Annotated in this window: 22 protein-coding genes and 1 pseudogene; 18 read left to right on the plus strand and 5 right to left on the minus strand. The window is 41.8% G+C overall.

Features of this window, described 5'->3' with window-relative positions:
* Positions 1-125: 125 nt before the first annotated feature.
* A complete protein-coding gene (locus tag NJ959_RS09875) occupies positions 126-485 on the minus strand; it encodes a CU044_2847 family protein (protein WP_254011586.1) in 360 nt (119 codons plus the stop codon).
* A 388-nt stretch (positions 486-873) separates the two neighbouring features.
* Here NJ959_RS09875 and arsM point away from each other — a divergent pair, with 388 nt between their 5' ends.
* The 14 genes from arsM (at position 874) to NJ959_RS09945 (ending at position 12457) form a co-directional block, all read left to right on the plus strand.
* Entirely contained in the window at positions 874-1842 is a 969-nt protein-coding gene (gene arsM / locus NJ959_RS09880) for an arsenosugar biosynthesis arsenite methyltransferase ArsM (protein ID WP_254011587.1), read from the plus strand.
* Between the two features lie 219 nt (positions 1843-2061).
* Positions 2062-2415: an ArsR/SmtB family transcription factor gene (locus NJ959_RS09885; RefSeq protein ID WP_254011588.1), complete on the plus strand. Its 354-nt coding sequence runs from the start codon at positions 2062-2064 to the stop codon at positions 2413-2415.
* Between the two features lie 63 nt (positions 2416-2478).
* A complete protein-coding gene (locus tag NJ959_RS09890) occupies positions 2479-2934 on the plus strand; it encodes an ArsI/CadI family heavy metal resistance metalloenzyme (RefSeq protein WP_254011589.1) in 456 nt (151 codons plus the stop codon).
* A 145-nt stretch (positions 2935-3079) separates the two neighbouring features.
* On the plus strand, positions 3080-3778 hold the full coding sequence (locus NJ959_RS09895; RefSeq protein WP_254011590.1) for an MIP/aquaporin family protein: 699 nt from the start codon (positions 3080-3082) through the stop codon (positions 3776-3778).
* A gap of 4 nt (positions 3779-3782) precedes the next feature.
* Positions 3783-4355 (plus strand): metal-dependent hydrolase, encoded by a 573-nt coding sequence (locus NJ959_RS09900; RefSeq protein ID WP_254011591.1) that lies wholly within the window; start codon positions 3783-3785, stop codon positions 4353-4355.
* 55 nt (positions 4356-4410) lie between these two features.
* Positions 4411-4806 carry an arsenate reductase, glutathione/glutaredoxin type gene (arsC, locus tag NJ959_RS09905; RefSeq protein WP_254011592.1) on the plus strand — a complete coding sequence of 132 codons (396 nt, stop codon included), beginning with the start codon at positions 4411-4413 and terminating at the stop codon, positions 4804-4806.
* Between the two features lie 539 nt (positions 4807-5345).
* Positions 5346-6344 (plus strand): arsenosugar biosynthesis radical SAM (seleno)protein ArsS, encoded by a 999-nt coding sequence (gene arsS, locus NJ959_RS09910; protein ID WP_254011593.1) that lies wholly within the window; start codon positions 5346-5348, stop codon positions 6342-6344.
* Positions 6345-6416: 72 nt separating this feature from the next.
* Positions 6417-6722, plus strand: coding sequence for an ArsR/SmtB family transcription factor (locus tag NJ959_RS09915; RefSeq protein WP_254011594.1), 306 nt, complete (start codon positions 6417-6419; stop codon positions 6720-6722).
* A 206-nt stretch (positions 6723-6928) separates the two neighbouring features.
* The gene (locus tag NJ959_RS09920; RefSeq protein ID WP_254011595.1) at positions 6929-7765 is read left to right on the plus strand and encodes a phosphate ABC transporter substrate-binding protein; all 837 of its coding nucleotides are present in this window, start codon (positions 6929-6931) and stop codon (positions 7763-7765) included.
* Positions 7746-8600 (plus strand): phosphate ABC transporter permease subunit PstC, encoded by an 855-nt coding sequence (gene pstC, locus NJ959_RS09925; protein WP_254011596.1) that lies wholly within the window; start codon positions 7746-7748, stop codon positions 8598-8600. The genes NJ959_RS09920 and pstC overlap by 20 nt, the downstream gene beginning before the upstream one ends.
* On the plus strand, positions 8593-9444 hold the full coding sequence (gene pstA / locus NJ959_RS09930; protein ID WP_254011597.1) for a phosphate ABC transporter permease PstA: 852 nt from the start codon (positions 8593-8595) through the stop codon (positions 9442-9444). The genes pstC and pstA overlap by 8 nt, the downstream gene beginning before the upstream one ends.
* Positions 9445-9645: 201 nt before the next feature.
* Positions 9646-10416, plus strand: coding sequence for a phosphate ABC transporter ATP-binding protein (locus NJ959_RS09935; RefSeq protein ID WP_254011598.1), 771 nt, complete (start codon positions 9646-9648; stop codon positions 10414-10416).
* A gap of 309 nt (positions 10417-10725) precedes the next feature.
* Positions 10726-11391 carry a TVP38/TMEM64 family protein gene (locus NJ959_RS09940; protein WP_254011599.1) on the plus strand — a complete coding sequence of 222 codons (666 nt, stop codon included), beginning with the start codon at positions 10726-10728 and terminating at the stop codon, positions 11389-11391.
* Between the two features lie 139 nt (positions 11392-11530).
* Entirely contained in the window at positions 11531-12457 is a 927-nt protein-coding gene (locus tag NJ959_RS09945; RefSeq protein WP_254011600.1) for a hypothetical protein, read from the plus strand.
* Positions 12458-12511: 54 nt separating this feature from the next.
* Here NJ959_RS09945 and NJ959_RS09950 read toward each other — a convergent pair whose 3' ends face one another.
* Both NJ959_RS09950 and NJ959_RS09955 read right to left on the minus strand, forming a co-directional pair.
* Complete coding sequence (locus NJ959_RS09950) at positions 12512-15091, minus strand: EAL domain-containing protein (protein ID WP_254011601.1); 2580 nt, start codon at positions 15089-15091, stop codon at positions 12512-12514.
* Between the two features lie 475 nt (positions 15092-15566).
* Positions 15567-16457, minus strand: a complete 891-nt coding sequence (locus tag NJ959_RS09955; RefSeq protein ID WP_254011602.1) for an SIMPL domain-containing protein — start codon at positions 16455-16457, stop codon at positions 15567-15569.
* A gap of 263 nt (positions 16458-16720) precedes the next feature.
* Between NJ959_RS09955 and NJ959_RS09960 the strand changes: the two genes are divergently transcribed.
* The 3 genes from NJ959_RS09960 (at position 16721) to NJ959_RS09970 (ending at position 19155) form a co-directional block, all read left to right on the plus strand.
* The gene (locus tag NJ959_RS09960; protein ID WP_254011603.1) at positions 16721-16912 is read left to right on the plus strand and encodes a hypothetical protein; all 192 of its coding nucleotides are present in this window, start codon (positions 16721-16723) and stop codon (positions 16910-16912) included.
* Between the two features lie 201 nt (positions 16913-17113).
* The gene (locus NJ959_RS09965) at positions 17114-18034 is read left to right on the plus strand and encodes an alpha/beta fold hydrolase (protein ID WP_254011604.1); all 921 of its coding nucleotides are present in this window, start codon (positions 17114-17116) and stop codon (positions 18032-18034) included.
* A 599-nt stretch (positions 18035-18633) separates the two neighbouring features.
* Positions 18634-19155, plus strand: a complete 522-nt coding sequence (locus NJ959_RS09970) for a hypothetical protein (RefSeq protein WP_254011605.1) — start codon at positions 18634-18636, stop codon at positions 19153-19155.
* Here the strand turns inward: NJ959_RS09970 and NJ959_RS30420 are convergent.
* Both NJ959_RS30420 and NJ959_RS09975 read right to left on the minus strand, forming a co-directional pair.
* The gene (locus tag NJ959_RS30420; RefSeq protein ID WP_309242591.1) at positions 19039-19278 is read right to left on the minus strand and encodes a winged helix-turn-helix transcriptional regulator; all 240 of its coding nucleotides are present in this window, start codon (positions 19276-19278) and stop codon (positions 19039-19041) included. The genes NJ959_RS09970 and NJ959_RS30420 overlap by 117 nt on opposite strands.
* Before the next feature lie 4 nt (positions 19279-19282).
* Positions 19283-19441, minus strand: a pseudogene (locus tag NJ959_RS09975) (RNA-guided endonuclease TnpB family protein); the annotation flags it as partial.
* A 216-nt stretch (positions 19442-19657) separates the two neighbouring features.
* Between NJ959_RS09975 and NJ959_RS09980 the strand changes: the two are divergent.
* On the plus strand, positions 19658-20239 hold the full coding sequence (locus tag NJ959_RS09980) for an NADPH-dependent FMN reductase (RefSeq protein ID WP_254011606.1): 582 nt from the start codon (positions 19658-19660) through the stop codon (positions 20237-20239).
* The last annotated feature ends 11 nt before the right edge of the window (positions 20240-20250 follow it).

Genomic DNA, 20250 nt, shown 5'->3' on the forward strand with positions numbered 1-20250 from the left:
CCCCCCAGCCCCCCTTGTGAAAGGGGGGAGCAAGAATACAACCTGCATTTCTTCCAAATCGGGATGCTCCCACTTTGTTTGTGTAGATGCGAATTCCATTCGCCCTTTATTTATTACTATTTATTTCAAGGAGATGGGGGATTTTGCCGTTTACTCAAATCCCACTCAATCGTAACCTTAAGATTAGCTTGTGCTGCCCCCTTCGTCACAAAAGGTATCCCCGTTTCACCCCCTGCTTGTATGCCAAATTCCAATGTAACTTTACTCGGTGCAAGGCTATCCGTCAAACCCTGTTTGACGCTATCGAGTACCATTTTTGAATAGCCTCGTACCGTACTCACCATAGCCTTGCTCAGTTTATCCGTTCTTTCTTGAATATCATCAATATAGCCAACGGCTTGAAGTTCATCACTATCTTCTTCATCGTATTGGATGTAGATTTTTTCGCCATCAGAGCCAATTACTTCTGTGAGTCTATTAGACATATATTCAGGGTCTTACTTATTTTATTTATAATAACCTTTGTCTTAAGAAATGGCAATATGAGAAGGAGACGGAGGCGAATAAGAGGCAATCTTTTCTTAGCAAAGGAGCATATTCACCAATTAGTAGGACTTACGCAGTAATACTACTAATAATTTTCCTGGTGCGCTACACTGTGCTAACGCACCCTACAGATAGACTCCGAACTCCGAACTCAGGTTCGGATAGTTTGAAAACATTTCCTAGTCTTTCAGGAAATTCTCAGGACAAATTAATCTCGGTACTCTTTAATTCTGAAGAAAAGCTACATTCTGATTCGGTGTCAGCCATTCTATAATAGAATCGAATCCGAAGAGAATCATTAAAAGTGCGATCGCAAAAAGGATGCCAATGAGTTATCTTGAAACAACCGCCCAATTCTACAGTGAAGTTGCCCAAACCCCGGAGGTGGGTTTGTGTTGCGTCCAAAGTAGTTCCATGCAATTACCAGAATTGAAAATTCCTACCCAAATGCAGGAGATGAATTACGGTTGTGGTACTACTGTCCATCCGGCGGAACTAATTAACCAGCCGACTGTATTATATGTAGGTGTTGGCGGTGGTTTGGAAGCTTTACAATTCGCCTATTTCTCTCGCAATTCAGGTGGAGTAATTGCTGTAGATCCCGTTAGCGAAATGCGGAAAGCTGCGACTCGGAATTTGGAAATTGCTGCTGAAGAAAATCTCTGGTTCGATCGCAGTTTTGTCGATATTCGAGATGGCGATGCTTTTAACTTACCTGTACCAGATTCTTCGGTGGATGTAGTGGCACAGAATTGCTTATTTAATATTTTTGAGCCTGAAGATCTAACTAAGGCATTAAAAGAAGCCTACCGAGTTTTAAAAGTAGGCGGACGCTTGATTATGAGCGACCCCATTGCTACTCGTCCAATTCCTCTACATTTACAGCAAGATGAACGATTAAGGGCTATGTGTCTATCAGGCGCTCTTACTTATGAAGAATATACTCAGCATCTGGTTAATGTTGGTTTTGGTCAGATAGAAATTCGGGCACGTCGTCCTTATCGATTATTAGATTGTCAGACTTACGGGTTAGAAGAAGCACTGTTATTAGAAAGTCTAGATTCTGTATCTTTTAAAGTCCCAATTCCCAATGATGGGGTTTGTATTTTTACTGGAAAGACGGCGATTTATATGGGGAAAGAAGGCATTTTTGATGATGGGGCAGGACATGTTCTCCAGCGTGGAGTACCAGCAGCAGTTTGTGATAAAACTGCGGTAAATCTGGCATTATCTAAACCAGAAGATATTTTAATTACTGATTCAACTTGGCATTATACGGGTGGGGGGTGTTGTTAGTTATTGGTTGTTAATTATTGGTTGTTGGTTGTTAGTTGTTTGTTATTAGTTATTAGTTATTTGTTATTTGTTATTAGCAAAGCCTCTGTCTGTAGGGTGCGTTACGCTTTGCTAACGCACCCTTGCACCAGTTGCCCTAACTAGTTTGACCCCTCCCGCACCCCCAATCCTCCCCAATCACCCCTTGACATTTGAATGTATTTCGATAATACTAGAAACATGAAAAAAACGAACACCAATCCAGATGGCTTATCAGTAGAGGAGATGGCGGAAATCTTCGCCGCCCTTGGACAGGTTTCCCGGCTGCAAATCGTGCGCTTGCTGCTGGCGGCACATCCCAAAGGACTTCCTGCTGGCGAAATTCAGCAAGAATTGGGGATTCCCGCCTCTACCCTCTCCCATCACCTCGACAAACTGCGAAATGTGGGAGTATTAGATGTGGAGAAAGATAAGCAATGGATTTGGTATAGCGTCCGGGCTGAGGTTCTCAAACACTTGCTGGCATTCCTTTTTGCTGAGTGCTGTACTCGCAATCCGGTTATTGCTATTGAGGAAATTCAGCGCTGTTGCTAAAAGATGGTGTTCGTTTTTTTTACTCATTATTTCGATATTTGCAGAAATACTAGGAGAAGAACCATGGCTATTTTGAAAACTCACGTTGCTTTGAAGGTTACCAACATCGAAAAGTCTGTCGCATTTTATCAGACGATGTTTGGGATTACTCCCGTAAAACATAAGGTTGACTATGCCAAATTCGATCTAGTTAATCCACCCCTCAACCTGACACTTAATCTAGCAGAAAATGTAGAGCGAGGTGGTGCTTTATCTCATTTAGGAGTGCAAGTTGATAGTTCAATGGATGTACAGGCAGCAATTCATCGCTTTAAAGAGGCAGGATTGGCACTATTTGAGGAAAAAGATACCGACTGCTGCTATGCAATGCAAGACAAAGTTTGGGTAACCGATCCTGATGGGAACAGTTGGGAAGTATTTGTGGTAAAAGTAGCAGATACCGCACCAGAACAAAACGTGCTAACTGGACTGAATTATGACTCAGCATCAGTTGTTGTGAAATCACCTTGTTGTGCCTAAGCTAAACTTTTATAGGGGATGAATTCACCTATTAAGGTGGATAGTCTCCATTAGTTACTAAGAGGGACTGGGCAAGCGAAAAGTTAAATCAAGTGCCAATTCCTAGATAATTGATATAATCAAAGATTTTGTAAGGGCTGATTGCATGAATCGAGTGGATATTTTTAAATCGATGTCTCACTGTTGGCGAGAAGCATTAGTAGAAGGAATTGGTACTTTTATTTTAGTGTTTACCGGGACTGGCGCGATCGTGGTCAATGAAATCAGTGATGGGGCTATCACTCATCTGGGTATTAGCTTTGTTTTTGGTGCAATTGTTACTGCTTTAATTTACGGGATGGGACATTTGAGTGGCGCACATTTTAATCCGGCTGTAACCCTAGCTTTTTGGGCAAGTGGCTTTTTCCCGAAGCGCAATGTGCTAGCTTATATTATGGCTCAATTAGTCGGTGCGATCGCCGCTTCAACTTTACTTTTAATTGCTTTAGGATCAGTGGCAAAAATGGGTGCGACTATTCCACTTAATGGCAATTGGTTTCAATCATTAATACTGGAAATAATTTTGACTTTTATCTTAATGTTTGTTATTCTGGGATCTGGTCTAGATCGCCGCGCACATATTGGTTTTGCTGGTTTAGCAATTGGCTTGACGGTAGCTCTAGAAGCCGCTTTTATGGGACCAATTACGGGAGCAAGTATGAATCCAGCAAGATCGTTTAGTCCGGCTTTAGTGGCAGGAATTTGGCAGGATCACTGGGTTTATTGGGTTGGACCAATTTTAGGTGCGCAATTAGCTGTCATAATCTATCGCCAACTTTCTAATGGATTTCGCGATATTAATTAAAAGAATGAACACCCCTTCCCATTTCCTGATGACAGCAGCGATAGAGAAAAGCTTACCCAAAGTTCCCATTGTCAAGAGTGCATTTTTGATTGGTTCCGTCACCCCCGATATGCCACTTTGGTTTTTATCTCTCTGTGGTATGATTTACTACCATTGGATAAAAGGATGGAGTTTAAACAAAGCATTTAACTATTTGTTTGATGAGTTATATTTTCATAATCCCTTTTGGATTGCTTCCCACAATGTTTTCCACTCTCCTATCTTGCTCCTGCTAGGATTGACTTTAGTATGGCGCTACCGCAACCATCTCAATTCCCCCTATCGCTGGTGCTTTTGGTTTCTGATTGCCTGTATTTTTCACAGTTTCGTAGATATTTTTACCCATGCTAATGATGGACCATTATTATTTTTTCCATTGGAGTGGACAATTCGTTTTAATAGTCCCGTTAGTTATTGGGACCCTCGCTATTATGGTAGGGAGTTTAGTTTTTTTGAAAACATATTAGATGTCGTTTTGTCGATCTATTTAATTAGTCCTGTAATTTATCGTTACTTCCGTCGTAAAATTAACAAATAATAGTCTAAGTCAGAAGCAAAAAAATAACAACCAACAACCAACAACCAACAACCAAATGAAAAAAGTTATGTTTGTTTGCAAAAAAAACTCCTGTCGTTCCCAAATGGCAGAAGGATTTGCCCGCACTTTGGGAGATGGGAAAATTAGTGTTACTAGTTCGGGGTTAGAAGGATCTAAGGTTCATCCTACAGCTATTCAAGTAATGTCAGAAATTGGGATTAATATTAGTAAACAAACGTCTAACTCATTAAGCGATTTTAATCCAGAAGACTATGATGCTGTCATTTCCCTCTGTGGCTGTGGGGTGAATTTACCGAATGCTTGGGTATTGCGAGAAATATTTGAAGATTGGCAACTTGACGATCCCGATGGGCAACCTATTGAAACCTTTCAGCGCGTGCGAGATGAAATTAAACAAAGAGTCCAAAAATTGATCCAATCTCTCAAATGATTTATCAGCCTCTATCTGTAATAAAATTATAGATAAAAATATGGAATATAAAAATCTAGTCATAAATCATATCTATCTATATTTCTATTGATGGCTCGTGCTATCGTCAGAGTTGGGTTTCCTTCCATTAATCCAACCTACATCATAGGAAATTCTATCATCGATCTCATCTCATAACTTCTAGCAATCGCCATAACCCGACAGTAGTTAAAACCACTGTCTAATAGCTAAAGTCGGTTGAAACCGACTGAGTGAGAATTTTAGTCCATTTTAATGGACTTGAGCTATTAGCAGTAGAATTAATTCTACGGCGGGTTTTCTTACTCTATAGACAATAGTGCAAATTATGAGATCCCTCGCAGGCAAAACCTTCAGTCCCCATCAAGCCTATTCTCAGGAAAAACTCATCAAAGGATGTTTAACTTGCTAAATCCCCAGTAAAAATGATAAAACAACATAAGTACGGAGCCTGATAACTACCATCCTTACCCCAACGGTAAACCCTCACAACATCCAATCTACTTTCACAAGAAAAACCCATGGTGCAACAAATTGCCAGAGATACTATCACTCCATTTAGTCAAAAACTAAACCATCCCTTAAGCAAAAACCAAATTACAGTATTACAAATAAATCTGGGTAAACGCTGCAATCTCGCTTGTAACCATTGTCATGTAGAAGCTAGTCCCAAACGTACAGAAGAATTAACCCCAGAAATTTGCGACCAATTAATCGAACTAATTCATAAATTCCCCCAAATTAAAATAGTTGACTTAACTGGCGGCGCACCAGAAATGAACTATGGCTTTAAACCCTTAGTGGAAGCCGCACGTTTAACGAGAAAAGCAGTTATTGTCCGCTCAAACTTAACCATTTATTTTGAGTCTGGATTTGAGGAGTTACCAGAATATTTTGCCCAGCACCAGTTAAGAGTTGTCGCATCACTACCCTGTTATTTAGAAGATAATGTGGATAAAATGCGAGGGAAAGGTGTTTATAACGATTCAATTCGGGCAATTCAATGGTTGAATCAATTGGGTTACGGAATAAACCCCAATTTAATTCTCGATTTTGTCTATAATCCTCAACTACCGCTAACTGAAAGTTTTTCCCTAACTCCCAATCAAGCTAAGTTAGAAGAGGATTACAAAATATTCTTGAGAGAACATTTTGATATTGAATTCAACCAGTTGTTTACCATTACCAATCTCCCAGTTGGTCGAAGCAAGTTACACTTGCAACGGACTAAGCTATACTCTCCTTATCTGAAGTTTTTGGAGACTAACTTTAATCCGGGCACAGTAGAACATTTGATGTGTTTAAATGAACTATCCATTGACTATCTGGGAAATGTCTATGATTGCGACTTTAACCAAATGGAAAATTTACCAGCCCAATCTCGCACTGGGGAAAAATTAACAGTAACTAACCTTTTGGAAACTGGAAACTTAGACTTAATTGACGAGATTCGCAGCGCTTCTTATTGCTACGGTTGTACAGCGGGTTGTGGTTCCAGTTGTGGTGGTGCTTTGGTTTGAGGTTATTTTTTTAGGTAAGATATGAAAAAATTTTTATATCAATGAAAGTTCAATTCATATTGGTGGTGAATTATGAAGCATAAAACTGTATCTACTCAATCTTTTTGTGTCCGTAAGCTGAAAGTTTTAGCAGATACTACTCGTTTGGCGGTGCTACAAAACCTAATGGAAGGACCAAAACATGTTGGCGAATTAAATGCTGTTTTGGAAATAGAACAAAGTTTGCTATCGCACCATCTGAAAATTCTACGGGATGAAGGTTTTGTCGAGGCGACGCGAGATGGGAAGTCAGTACTTTATCATTTCATACCTCCGATTCGGGAAGTTAATGATGACAGAGTAATCGATTTGGGATGTTGTCTCCTGTGTTTTGATTAAACTCCTAAAACACACCGACAATTCCCATTGTATTCTTTGCGTACCTTTGCGAAGCCCTTTGCGAACCTTTGCGTTAAAAAACTATGATAAAAGGTTAGGAGTTATTGGCTTTAATTCAATCTTTTTTTAACGCAGAGGTACGCAGAGGTTTCCACAGAGGTACGCAGAGGGTTAGATGGAGTTTTAAGTTGAATTAAGGATTGATTATGAAACAATTTATTGCATTGATTTCGATTGGGTTGGCGGCTTGTTTTTTGCTGGAATCTTGTGGTAAATCTCCAGTTAATGAGTCTAGTAAAGCTGGGAAATTAGTTTTAACGGGTTCTAGTACTGTAGCGCCTTTAGCTGCGGAAATTGGGAAGCGTTTTGAATCTCAACATCCGGGAGTACGGGTGGATGTGCAAAGTGGGGGATCTTCTCGCGGCGTTACTGATGCCCGTCAAGGGTTGGCTGATATTGGCATGGTTTCTCGCGCCCTTAAGGATGAGGAAAAGGATTTACAATCTTTTGCGATCGCGAATGATGGAGTTGGTATTATTGTTCATAAAGATAATCCTATCCAGTCTTTATCTGACGCACAAGTTACGAGTATCTATACAGGGAAGGTTACTAATTGGAAGAATGTGGGGGGAAAGGATGGTACTATTACTGTTGTGAGTAAAGCGGAAGGACGTTCGACTTTAGAATTATTTACTCATTACTTTAAACTGAAAAATAGTGATATAAAGGCTCAAGTGATAGTGGGAGATAATGAGCAAGATATTAAGACAGTGGTGGGTAATCTTAATGCTATTGCTTATGTTTCAATTGGTACAGCGGAATATGGTATTACTCGTGGCACTCCAATTAAGTTACTACCTGTGAGTGGGATATCTGCTACTACAGAGGACGTAAAAAATGGCACTTTTCCTATTTCTCGTTCCCTAAATTTGGTAACGAAAACTCAACCGGAAGGGTTGGCTAAAGAATTTATTGATTTCGCTCAATCTACAGAGGTACAAGACATTGTTAAAGAACAAAATTTTGTCCCCCTCTCAAAGTGATGCTATCCTGATTTGGATATTACGAGGCTTCGCTTTAGTTGCGGGTGCGATCGCAATTTTGATTACACTGTTTTTACTACGGGAGAGTCTTCCACTCCTTCAAGCAGTGGGATTAATCCGCTTCTTTAGCGATTCCTCATGGTATCCAACTGAAGGCTTATATAACCTAATTCCCATGATTTGGGGCAGTTTATTGGTAACGGTGGGTTCGGTAATTCTTGCCACACCACTGGGAATTGGTTCCGCTGTTTTTTATCAATATTATGCGCCACCAATTATCGCGGAAATTTATCGCCGATTGATTGAATTATTAGCTGGAATTCCCTCAGTAGTTTACGGTTTTTGGGGTTTAGTAGTACTGGTTCCTTTAATTGGCAGGATTCAGCCGCCGGGAAGCAGTTTACTAGCAGGAATTGCCATCCTGACATTAATGATTTTACCCACAATTGCCCTCACTGCCGCTGCCAGTTTTGCTAAAGTTTCGCCAGAATATCTCCGAGGTGCAGCCGCCCTAGGAATTTCTCGTTGGGGAACAGTAAGAGGAGTTATCTTTCCTGCTGCGAAATCTGGACTTTTTACAGGTTTAATTTTAGGAGTTGGACGGGCAATTGGGGAAACCATGGCAGTTTTAATGGTGTGTGGCAATGTTGTCCAAACCCCCAAAAATATCTTTGAACCAATCCGCACTATTACTGCAAATATTGCTCTAGAAATGGCTTATGCCACTGGCAATCACCGCGCCGCCCTTTTTGTCAGCGGCTTAATGTTAATGGCAATAATTATAGTATTGATAGCCGCCGCCGAAATAATTAGCCAAGATAAAATTTATGACTAAAAACCATCCCCACACCCCCTCACCCTCCTCTCCCATCATCCCGCCAATATCTACTATCATAATCTGGGCGATCGCAATTTTCATCACCGCCATCTTCTTTTGGATTTTGAGCGATATTATCTGGCATGGTGCAGGACAAATTTCCTGGGAATTCCTTACCACTGAACCTAAAAATGCGGGACGAGAGGGGGGCATTAGCTCAATTATAGTTTCCACAGTACTAATATTAGCTGTATGTATAGTGGTTACTGTTCCCATTGGTGTAGGCACAGCTTTATTCCTCTCTGAATTCACCGATAATGAAAGTAAATTTGGGCGAATAATTCGTCGCAGTTTAGATATATTAGCAGCAGTACCATCAATTGTATTCGGACTATTTGGCAATGTCTTTTTCTGCCAAACACTGGGACTAGGATTCTCAATTTTATCCGGCGGATTGACTATTGCCTGTATGGTATTACCCATCCTGATTCGTGAAACTGAAGAAGGATTTCGCGCTGTCCCCCGCGAATATAAACTCGCAGCCGCTGCACTCGCCTACTCCCGCACCACCACAATTTGGCAAATACTATTACCAGCCGCAACACCGGGAATTTTAGTCGGATTAGTATTAGGAATAGGCAGGGCAATGGCAGAAACAGCCGCCCTCCTTTTTACCAGCGGTTATGTAGATAGAATGCCCACCTCTATACTCGATTCCGGGCGTGCGCTTTCCATTCACATTTTTGATTTATCTATGAATGTTTCCGGCGGAGATACTAACGCCTACGCCTCGGCTTTAGTACTATTAATATTACTGTTAATTATTAATGCTACCGCCGCTTTGATAGGGAATAGGGAGTAGGGAATAGGGAGTAGGGAGTAGGGAGTAGGGAGTGAAACAACGGATGTCGTATCAAAGTGTAGGGGCGAGTCGCTACGACAGTATATCAGCATTACCAATCGCCCTTATCGACTCGCCCTCTTTGAGGAATAGGGAGTAATAACAAACAACAAACAACAAACAACAAACAACCAACAACCAACAACCAACAACCAACAACAAGTGACAACCCCATTAATTCAAACAGAACAACTCAGCTTATACTACAAAAGAAAACCAGCATTTACAGATATAACTTTACCTATTTTTACCCATACGATCACCGCATTAATCGGACCATCTGGCTGCGGCAAAACCAGCTTCTTAAGTTGCCTCAACCGCCTCACAGATTTAATACCCCGCACCCGCATCTCTGGATATATTCGCATTGGTGATATCGATGTCTTAGATCCCAAAACCAACCCAACCGCACTCCGTCGTCGCGTTGGGACAATCTTCCAAAAACCAAATCCTTTTCCCTTCTCAATTTGGAAAAATCTCGCCTTTCCTCTCCGGGAACATGGGATTAAAAATAGGCAAGAAATTGATATAATGATTGAAACAACTCTGCAAAATGTCGGATTGTGGGATGAAGTAAAAGATCGTCTCAATACCTCTGCACTATCCCTCTCCGGCGGACAGCAACAACGCCTCTGTATTGCCCGCGCTTTAGTCTTACAACCCGAAGTATTACTATTAGATGAACCCTGTAGCGCCCTCGATCCAATTTCCAGTGGTGTCGTGGAAGATTTAATTTCTAATCTCCGAGGAAACTACACCTTAGTAATTGTTACCCACAACCTAGCCCAAGCCCGACGTATCGCCGATAATGTCGCTTTATTTTGGCTGCAAAATGGAGTGGGAAGTTTAATTGAATATGGTGATGTAGAGCAAATTTTTACCGCACCTCGGGAAACCTTAACCGCTGCTTATATTAATGGAGACAGAGGTTAAATATATCATCAAAATAATTATCAGATAATTTAGATATGAATTACGTGACATTTTGCCTAACAAACCTCTGCGTACCTCTGCGTTACCCTCTGCGTTAAAAAAAATATTATCCCGATGCCCACGAATTCAATATCAGCTATAATCAAGCCTTCTCTCAGGATAAACTCAGATTATTTGGCCTAAATTTAATGTAAATTATTCGTAGCGCAGCCATCTTGCCTGCGTCGGTTAACAAGAAAGATCCCTGCCCAGGATAACAGGCAAGATTCCTATTCTACAAAACCATAGAAATATGAAGGAAAACTAACTATGCTAACCCGATTGCTAAAAAATCCCCGTTTCTGGCTAGCGATGGCAATTGGAGTCTCCCTCCTCCTCTGTCTGTTGACTCCTCTAAAAGGAATATTCGATCGCTCTTTACTCATTAATACATTACAACAACGGGGAAATGCCGCAGTATATTTATTTGTCATAATTTATACCATTGCCACCGTACTCGGCATTCCCGCTACAATTTTTACTGTTGCAGGTGGTGCAGTTTTTGGTTTAATCTGGGGTACACTTTGGTCTGTCGTCGGCGCAACCCTAGGCGCGATTGGCGCATTTTGGGTAGCGCGTTACCTCCTGCGGGATTGGGCTAAACGTCGGTTTGGGCATCACAAAGCCCTGGTAAGCTTCAATCAAGCGGTAATAGATAAACCCTTACCTTTTGTATTAGCAGTCCGCTTCGCCCCCATATCTCCTTTTAATATAGTAAATTTTCTCTTTGGTCTGACACCAATTGAAGGTTACCACTATACAATTGGCACATTTTTTGGCATCATTCCAGGAACAATCGCTTATACCTGGTTAGGAGTAACGGGCGACGCAGCATGGCAAGGAGGCGACAGCTTACCATTTTTTCTAGCACTAGGTTTTCTAACATTACTTTCACTATTACCAATTTTAGTGAAGAGGCTGGGGGTTAGAGATTAGAAGTTTGAATCTAATCAATAAGGCAATAAAATATCTTTATTATATCTCTCTCATCTTCCTCTTTATTTCCCCCCGTAGAACAGGTGTCCCGCCTGTTCCCCACCCACCTCCCCAGTACAACAATACCACATGAGAAATCATGACCGATAACCATCACCTAAAAGTATCCCCCTTAGCGCCAATTATCCAGCAAGCCCAGCAACAACTTCTCTCTCCCGATAAATTTCATTCTCTCTGCCAACAATTTAGCCAAAAATCTGGTTGTAAACGGTTATATTTCTATAGGCCAAATCAAACCTTACTAGACTTAAAACATGGAATTGGCACAAATGAATTACGAAAATTTTTAGACTATTTAGCTAGATATGTAATCTGTGAAGTTAAAGAAGGGACAGAAACAATATTCTCCCTCAAAAAGATATGGCTCAAAATAGGTCGAAAACTGAATAAAGTATTGCTAATTAGAAAAAGACTAGATAAACCAAACCTAATTATCTTAAAAAATACTATGACTATTAAAGTAGAAATCGCTGGTTCTGGCATGATTGGTAGAGTAGCCCGTGTCAAAATTAATAATGGTAAAGACTTAGCATTTAAGGCATTTTTTGATCCAGAATTTGTCTGGCAGCACGGACCTTGGGCAGAAATTCCCATCGGTATTAGATTAAAATATCGCCAGGCGACAAAAAATATACCAGAATTTTTATTTGCTAGTCAAGATTGGGCGGTATGGGAATGGATTTATCCCGATACTAATCCCCAATCTAGGGAAGGAGGAATTACTTATGAACAGTTGGCAGAAGAAGATGGGCTAACTAGACTCAATCCCTTAAATCTAAGTAATTACAACCCTCATAATATAAGACTCGATCCAGGTGGAATTCAGAAAGAATATTTTGGCAGACACTTTTACGACACAATCAGATCGATAATCTTTTATATAAGAAAAGTCCGCCGAGAAGGATTAAAATCTTTGACCCCATATTTGAGTAAAAAGATGATTCGCTATATTTTATTACGGTTAGTAGCTTTGATTAATCAAAGAGTTACTGAGAAAGGCAAATAGGAAATGATAAATAGGGAATGGGGAATGGATTCTTAATTCCCTACTCCCTACTCCCTACTCCCTACTCCCTATTTCCAACCATTGATTACTCAAGAAGTTACCAGCCGCTTCACTATCCAGAGGCCTCGAAAAAAGATATCCTTGTCCGTATTGGCACTTCATAGCAATGAGAGGAGAAACCTGTTCTAGCAACTCAATCCCCTCCGCAACCACATCCATTTTTAATGTGTGGGCGAGAGTCACAATTAGCTGAATGATTTCTGAGTTTTCACCCAATGCACCGAGGTTTTTCACAAAAGAACCGTCAATTTTGAGAGTACTGATGGGAAAGTCGTGGAGGCGACTCAGTGAAGAATAACCCGTCCCAAAATCATCAATACAGAGATGAATCTGTCGCGCTTTTAACTCTTGGATCAAACCCTTAACCAATTTGGGATCGATCACCACACTTTCTGTAATTTCTAGCTTCAAACTCCCCACAGCCACTGCAGTCTCCTCTAGAATTTGGTCTATATGTTGCAGTAAATTCGGTTCCATGAATTGCTTGCAAGAAAGATTAACATTCATTGTCAGGGGTGGGAAAGACGGAAATTTCTTCTGCCAGATACTAAGTTGGCGACATGATTCTCGCAGCGTCCATCTACCGATGGAGGTAATCAGTCCCGTTTCTTCTGCTATGGGAATAAATTCTGATGGAGATATCCAACCCCGTTTTGGGTGTTTCCAGCGAAGTAAAGCTTCAAAACCCTGAATTTTGCGAGTTAAGAGAGATACAATTGGTTGATAATAAACTTGCAACTCTTCTCGATCAATTGCTAGCCGTAAATCCGTCTCAAGCTGCAATTTCTCGATCGCGTGGGGGTCCATTGCCAAATCGAACACTTCGTAAAGTCTACTGTTGGCTTTAGCGTGATACATTGCCAAATTTGCATTACGCAATAATTCTTCCGCTTGCGGGGCATTAGAGAATTCGCTATCAGTATCTTGACGGATTGTGTTCATATCAATGCCAATACTAACACTAATAAATGCTTCTTGCTCGTTAAGATAAAACGGTGAAACTAGCGTTTGTCCGATCTCACAGGCAACATTGGTGGCATCATTAACATGATGAATTCCTTCTAGGAGAATGGCAAACTCGTCCGCTCCCAGACGTGCTATAGTATCCGTTCGTAAGGAGGTGCGAAGCGTACAGGCAAATTCTTGGAGAAGCTGATCGCCAAATTGATTACCCAGGCTTTCATTAATTAATTTGAATCGATTGATGTTGAGAAATAGTACGGCAAACCGATAGGGCTGACCGACTGAGTTATCATTGTTATACTGTTGAGAACGTCGCACCGCCTCCTTCAGTCGATCCATGAATAAAGCCCGATTAGGCAACCCAGTAAGCCGATCGTAAAAGGCATCGTGAATTAATTGTTCCTCGGCTCGTTTTCGATCGCTAATATCGAAAGCATAGATCCGAATGGAATCAATTTCTGGCACGTAGTGCAAAACTTGTTCGTAATAGACTTCATCAATTTTTACCTCTCGCCGCAGGGAACCTTGCATTTGTACGAGTGTCTTGATCGATAGTATTCCCTCTAGAAATGGATGCTCGACATTCCCGTCCATCAATTCAGGTAACGATTCCATCGCCTGTGGATTAAGATAGCTAACTCTACCCTCTAAATCGGTTTCGACAATTGGATGGGGAGCCAGTAGTGGAAAGGAAGCCAGTCTCTTCGTCTCCCGATCGACTAACCTACGATTGGTGATGTCAATTCCTACGGCAAAGAAAAAATCAAGGATACCAGTAGGTTTGAAAATCGATTTCCCCCGCCATTCCACCAGCCGTTTTTCTCCTGTTTTTGTTAATATCCAGTTTTCGTTTAATGGCGGCTGCTCTATCTTTCCCAGTTGCTTAAACTTGTTGCATAAGGGTTCGCGATCTGGTTCGGCAATAAATGTGAATATAAAATCCTTACCTAAAACCTCATCTAAGGTATAGCCCAGGGCTTTGAGTAAGCCTTGATTCATCATGATGGTTTTGCCTTTCCCATCAATTTTCACAAAAAAAGCAGAACTAGTTTCAATTACAGCTTGACTGAAATCTCGTTCTTGACGGAGTTGTTCTTCCAACTGTTTCCGTCCGATCGCTAATCCTAATTGGGTGGTAATCGCAGTCACTCGCTTGCTCCATTGTTGATCGTAAGGACAAGATTTAGTCATAAAAAAGACTAGGACTGCTAGTACCCGATTGTCTAGAAGAATTGGCACAGCTAACCCAGCTTTAAATTCGGGAAATTCCATCAGTCGATCGTCTAACAAAACCTCATCGAATTCAGTCGAAATATCTTCAATCCACTCTGGCTGTTGTGAAGTCCATACCCTTCCTGCTAATCTCATATTCGGGGGAAAACTTAGGATTTTCCTTGAGAGTCTGAACTTTTCCAGACTTGGGGTATTACCACAGGTAGACCAACTCAATACCAAACCAGTATTATCGGGACGAGGAAGCCAAGCTTCCCCATAATCCCAGATCGTTAATTCACAAATCCGATCCAACACGACACCAAGCGCTGATGGCAAATCAGACGCGATCCCAATCGCTTGGGTTAGGGTTTGCAATAAATGCAGTTCTTCTGACATGGGTAACAGACTCTTTATCTTCGAGCTTTGGTTGGCTAAAACCCACATTCCGTCGGTTCGAGGTTGGATCGGGGAGGTTTACTCAGTTCAGGATAAAATGATTGAATATCTATCGTTTCAGGCCAAGAGCGCTCAACTTCATCAATCCCAAGAGTCGTCTCAATTGATAAAGCGGCACAACTGCTCAACCTGACTCAACCTGATGTTATCCTGATGGTCGTCAAAACTACTCCCCAAGGGAGATCCAACCTACGGAATGTTGGCAACAACGCTAGTGTCACACCCTGTCAATGGAAACTCTTAATATTTTCCTAGGAATTAGTTTAATCTTTTTGTGGCATAGATTACCACTCTGGTCAGAGAAAAATACGGGCTAAATTTAAAGGATTTCCGGAGTGTCAGTGGTGAGTTGTTATTGGTTATTCCAATAACAACTAACCACTGACAACGAACAACTAACCACTGACAACTCCTATCAACGAACCCTATAGGTGAAAAAAATATCCTTTGATATCTCAACTGCCACAGGCGCGTTGGGATCGTAGGCAGATGCCTCTTTACTGGCAAAGGGCAGGCTTCCCTTTGAGTTGCACCCAGGTAAGAAAATCCCATAGAATGGCTCTGCGACAGACGGAACTCTTTTGACTTCAGTTCCTAAAGCTGCGGCAATGCTGTTGGCTCGGTTTTGTCCATCCTCCACCGCAGACTGGTAAGCAGCTCGCTCTAAAGCTTGACAGTCATTTACCGAGTACTGGACTTTCACATTCTCCAGTAAAATGTCTTTTTGCTTATCAGCAGCCTTAGTTGCAGCAGTTACAATCTCCTCTAAGCGATCGCGGTTTGGTTGAGAAAGAGTCACCACCACTTCCCCACCTCCCTCACTTGAAGTAGAGGGGAAGGGAAATGGCAAGGCACTAGTGCTGGGTTTGATAATTTTCACCTCAATCTCATCGGCAGTTACGCCAATCTTCACCAGTGCATCCACAATCGGCTGCAAGTTTTTCTTGTTTAAGGGTTCATCTGTCGTCTCAAAATCTGACAGTGTACCTTCTGGCATCTCATCTGGATAGTCAGGAGTGAACTTAAATAGCAGGGTGGCTTTGTCTGCGGGTTGACTCGCTTTACCTCTGCCCACAACTCTGAATGTGGGATCGTCACTAACAGGAGGATAAAATAGTTGGGCGATAGGCTCCCCTTTCATGACGTGAGAGGCTCCCTGCGAGAGGTTTTCTTCTGGCTGTAGCATCAAGCCCTTTACCTCTAGCCTCTCTTTCGTACTCCCTACACCCAACTCATTCGCCCTACTTATAGAAGTTGTTCCAGTCCATAAACCCGTTACCATTACCGCTACTACTAGTGATGGCATAGCTATCCGACACATACTTTGGCAATCTCCCGATCGAGCATTGTAACTAATTCTCCGAAACTTTGATTTTCTTTACTATACTTTTAGGTATAGCAGAGCCAAGCTGAAAATTGCACCAACAACCTCATGGCAGATTTGCTGGCAATCCTCACTTCATTTGCGGCAAGGCTCTACGGGCAACGTAGAGGGAGGAAGAAAACCCAAGCGGTGATTAAGACTTGAGAGGAAACGGAATAATGGCATAGCTAAGAAACAAGAATTTGATGAAGCGCACAGGACGGATTTACCTGAATGATTTGAATATAGATCAACGGATTCAGGGATTCAAGAAACGGCAGAAAAATACTCACGCCGAAATAAAATCAATGTTAGGTTATACCCTAAAAAAAGTTGATTGGTCTTCTATCCAGGTTCTCAGTATTGAGGATTTGAAGAAGGTTAAACACGGGAAATGAGGGACGTTCTCTCGCGTGTTTAACAGGCGGTTGTCTCATTGGCTTTTTGGATCGCCCTGTAAAATTAAATGGGTAATAGTTTAGAAACCCGGTAACTTTGGCGAAACCGGGTTTCTCTTGCCTACTTCATCCGACTGAAAGTTGCTCTTTGAGATGCCACCCGGATTAAGATAGAATAGTTAATAAATCTTTACAAAGCGCGTGACTACAGAACAACTAACATCACCAAGCACTTTTGACAAACACCTTTGGACTTGGCAAGGTCATACTATTCAATACGCCGTGGCAGGTACGGGTAAACCCCTATTGCTAGTCCATGGGTTTGGGGCATCTATTGGACATTGGCGCAAAAATATCCCGATCCTCGCTGATGGGGGTTATCGAGTCTTTGCCATCGATTTGCTAGGATTCGGTGGTTCCGCGAAACCCCCACTGGATTACAGTATGGATTTGTGGCAAGAAATGTTAAGGGATTTCTGGGAGGTTAATATCGGGGAACCCACTGTATTTGTCGGTAACTCTATCGGTGCGCTCCTGAGTTTGATGATGGTGGCAGATTACCCAGATATTGCCGCAGGTGCGATCTTAATTAATAGTGCTGGTGGCATGAATCATCGTCCTACTGAGCTAAAGTTACCATTGCGATTAGTGATGAAAGGGTTTACCACACTCATTAGTTCTAAAATTATTGGTAAATTCCTCTTCGATCGCATCCGCGACAAATCTCGCATCCGCCGTACTCTTCATCAAGTCTATCGCGACCCAGAAGCAATTACAGAAGAACTGGTAGACTTACTCTACCAACCATCCTGCGATCGCGGTGCGCAACAGGTATTTGCCTCAGTGGTTACCGCACCTCCTGGTCCTTCTCCCAAAGAACTTTTACCGAAAGTCAAGTGTCCCCTCCAAGTGATTTGGGGAGAAGACGATCCTTGGACACCAGTTACAGGGGCGAGAATATACCAACAACACCGGGAAATGGGTGGAGATGTGGAGTTTTTTGGGATTCCTAATGCAGGACACTGTCCTCATGATGAGAAGCCCGATGTTGTCAATCTGCTCATTTTAGATTGGCTCAGGCAGAAATGTAGCGAGCGTAACACAGTCAGTATCCCACTATAGCGAGCCTAAGTGATTCGTGTGGTGAGAGAACCCCGGTTTCTTGAAGAAACCGGGGTTCTGTAGATTTGCAGTGTCGCAAATCATTTAAGGAGTAAGTTTTAGGTTATTTTGCTGATATAGCAGTCGCCAAGGCGCTTAGTGCATTTTTGGTCACTTTGTCAGTTTATTTCGACTCCGATCAATGACTTAACCGCCCTGGCAGTTGCTATACAAATTAGTTAATATTCTCCCTCTTTAGATATTTTTCAGTATTTTCCACCAATATTTCTTCGTAATCAGTAAATCTACTGACGTAGGTTTGCAACCAATAATTAATAACTTTAAATAGAAAATTAAGTAATTTTAGCGAAGTCTTTTACTGCTAAAGAATAGCACAATTAAGAGAGACTAACTTTCGGTAGCTTGGGAAAACGAAAATTTAAGGTTCTTCACAGAATCTACACAAAACTCTCCGCTTAGGACGTTAGACATTTCCGAAAATTAATCTGGCAGCCTTGTAGAACTTGGTGTGAAGGTTAAATTCAGGACATGTCTCTTGAAGGACAGACATTCACAATCAATTTTGGATCATCTGGTAGCATTTAGTATAGAAAAATACCATGAATCTTCAAGATATTTCTCGGCATTATATCTCGACTACAAATTGTGAATTGGCCGCTTCAGTCGTGGCTCAGTTTCGTCAATTTATTCTTGACCTTGCCCAAGTAGAACTGCAAGGTATTAATTGTCAGTATGTGGACTACGTGCCTTACTTAAGAGGTGACCAACTCTGCTTAGAAGATATCCACGCTGATTTCAACCAAGGGATATTAAAAATTTGCAATCAGTTCAATAACTCAGAACTTCTAGGACCAGAAGTCAATATGATTTTTCGCTGTATTCATGAAGTTCACCATCTTCAACTCAATGTCGGCTTTGGCTTAGAAGGGGAGTTTGCTACTGCGGCTCATATTATCTCCTTGACAGATAACCTTTTATTTAAGCAGATTCTATTTAGTGAAACCCTAGGACAAGTGGCGGTGTGCCTTTGTGAGGGAAATTTTCCAGAACATCAAAAAGTTATACTCTACCCTCCTGAAGTCATATATGGTTTGAATAAAGGATGGCAACCTCTGATTTAACGCTCCTGTCTGAGTCAGCATCTTTTGCGATATTCCCCCAATCATGCGATGGAGTTCGCTGTAAGGTATAGTTTCTTGTTTTGAAAGAGCATAAATTAGCATAACGCTCCACTTATCGGCAATGGTGCTGAATTATGTCTAAGTTGCTATCCCAATAAAACTCTGGTTTTCCTTGCTTATGTTTGGCAACAAGACGACAATAACCTTGGTTCATTGAGCGAAGTTTACAACCATCAATAATCAAGCTTTGACCTAAAGTTGAAACACCTGTTAACCAGTTTGTTCCTCTAGGTTACTTGAACCTCTAGGGATGCTTTGGATTCATCTGGCGCTGGTTAGGGGAATGGGGCGTGATTTTGCGATTAATTTGGTCAAACGCTGAAGTGGAAGAAAACGCGATATGCAAGCTGCGAGTGCGCTCTGCGCACTCGGAGTTACTTGAAGTTGGGAAACACGCTACAACAATAACAATAGAGTGAAAGTTGTTCGCCAAAAGTTAACTATGCCAAACCAACCCAAAATCCTTGCCTTTGCTGGAAGTACCCGCGAAGGCTCTTACCATAAAAAACTAGTAAAAATTGCTGCTGAAGGAGCGAGAGCAGCAGGTGCCGAAGTTACCTACATAGATTTGCGCGATTTGCCGATGCCCCTGTTTGACGAAGACTTGGAATCACAAGAGGGGTTACCTGTCAATGTCCGGAAGTGGAAAGATTTATTAATCGCCCATCAAGGCTTTCTGATTGCCTCACCAGAGTACAACAGTTCAATTACAGCCATTCTCAAAAATGCCATTGATTGGGCATCTCGTCCATCTCCTGGAGAAGTATCTCTTGCTTGTTTTAGCGATAAGGTAGCGGTACTGATGAGTACTTCACCGGGAGGGCTAGGAGGTTTGCGCGGGTTAGTCCATATCCGGGCAATTCTCAGCAATATTAATGTACTGGTGTTACCGGATCAAAAGGCAATTCCCAATGCGTTTGAGGCATTTGACGATGAGGGGAGATTGAAAGATTCCAAACAACAGGCTGCGATTCAACAGCTTGGCAGTAAGCTGGCGAGAGTCGTAGCGAAGTTGTCAGCCTAGAGGGTGTGGGG

The organism is Limnofasciculus baicalensis BBK-W-15 (assembly GCF_024178385.1).
In the GTDB taxonomy this organism is placed as follows: domain Bacteria; phylum Cyanobacteriota; class Cyanobacteriia; order Cyanobacteriales; family Coleofasciculaceae; genus Limnofasciculus; species Limnofasciculus baicalensis.

What these genes read in the sequence shown, in the direction of transcription:
- NJ959_RS09875 (WP_254011586.1), bottom strand. Translation starts at nt 485, where the DNA reads ATGTCTAATAGACTCACAGAAGTAATTGGCTCTGATGGCGAAAAAATC.
- arsM (WP_254011587.1), top strand. Translation starts at nt 874, where the DNA reads ATGAGTTATCTTGAAACAACCGCCCAATTCTACAGTGAAGTTGCCCAA.
- NJ959_RS09885 (WP_254011588.1), top strand. Translation starts at nt 2,062, where the DNA reads ATGAAAAAAACGAACACCAATCCAGATGGCTTATCAGTAGAGGAGATG.
- NJ959_RS09890 (WP_254011589.1), top strand. Translation starts at nt 2,479, where the DNA reads ATGGCTATTTTGAAAACTCACGTTGCTTTGAAGGTTACCAACATCGAA.
- NJ959_RS09895 (WP_254011590.1), top strand. Translation starts at nt 3,080, where the DNA reads ATGAATCGAGTGGATATTTTTAAATCGATGTCTCACTGTTGGCGAGAA.
- NJ959_RS09900 (WP_254011591.1), top strand. Translation starts at nt 3,783, where the DNA reads ATGAACACCCCTTCCCATTTCCTGATGACAGCAGCGATAGAGAAAAGC.
- arsC (WP_254011592.1), top strand. Translation starts at nt 4,411, where the DNA reads ATGAAAAAAGTTATGTTTGTTTGCAAAAAAAACTCCTGTCGTTCCCAA.
- arsS (WP_254011593.1), top strand. Translation starts at nt 5,346, where the DNA reads ATGGTGCAACAAATTGCCAGAGATACTATCACTCCATTTAGTCAAAAA.
- NJ959_RS09915 (WP_254011594.1), top strand. Translation starts at nt 6,417, where the DNA reads ATGAAGCATAAAACTGTATCTACTCAATCTTTTTGTGTCCGTAAGCTG.
- NJ959_RS09920 (WP_254011595.1), top strand. Translation starts at nt 6,929, where the DNA reads ATGAAACAATTTATTGCATTGATTTCGATTGGGTTGGCGGCTTGTTTT.
- pstA (WP_254011597.1), top strand. Translation starts at nt 8,593, where the DNA reads ATGACTAAAAACCATCCCCACACCCCCTCACCCTCCTCTCCCATCATC.
- NJ959_RS09940 (WP_254011599.1), top strand. Translation starts at nt 10,726, where the DNA reads ATGCTAACCCGATTGCTAAAAAATCCCCGTTTCTGGCTAGCGATGGCA.
- NJ959_RS09945 (WP_254011600.1), top strand. Translation starts at nt 11,531, where the DNA reads ATGACCGATAACCATCACCTAAAAGTATCCCCCTTAGCGCCAATTATC.
- NJ959_RS09950 (WP_254011601.1), bottom strand. Translation starts at nt 15,091, where the DNA reads ATGTCAGAAGAACTGCATTTATTGCAAACCCTAACCCAAGCGATTGGG.
- NJ959_RS09955 (WP_254011602.1), bottom strand. Translation starts at nt 16,457, where the DNA reads ATGCCATCACTAGTAGTAGCGGTAATGGTAACGGGTTTATGGACTGGA.
- NJ959_RS09960 (WP_254011603.1), top strand. Translation starts at nt 16,721, where the DNA reads ATGAAGCGCACAGGACGGATTTACCTGAATGATTTGAATATAGATCAA.
- NJ959_RS09970 (WP_254011605.1), top strand. Translation starts at nt 18,634, where the DNA reads ATGAATCTTCAAGATATTTCTCGGCATTATATCTCGACTACAAATTGT.
- NJ959_RS09980 (WP_254011606.1), top strand. Translation starts at nt 19,658, where the DNA reads ATGCCAAACCAACCCAAAATCCTTGCCTTTGCTGGAAGTACCCGCGAA.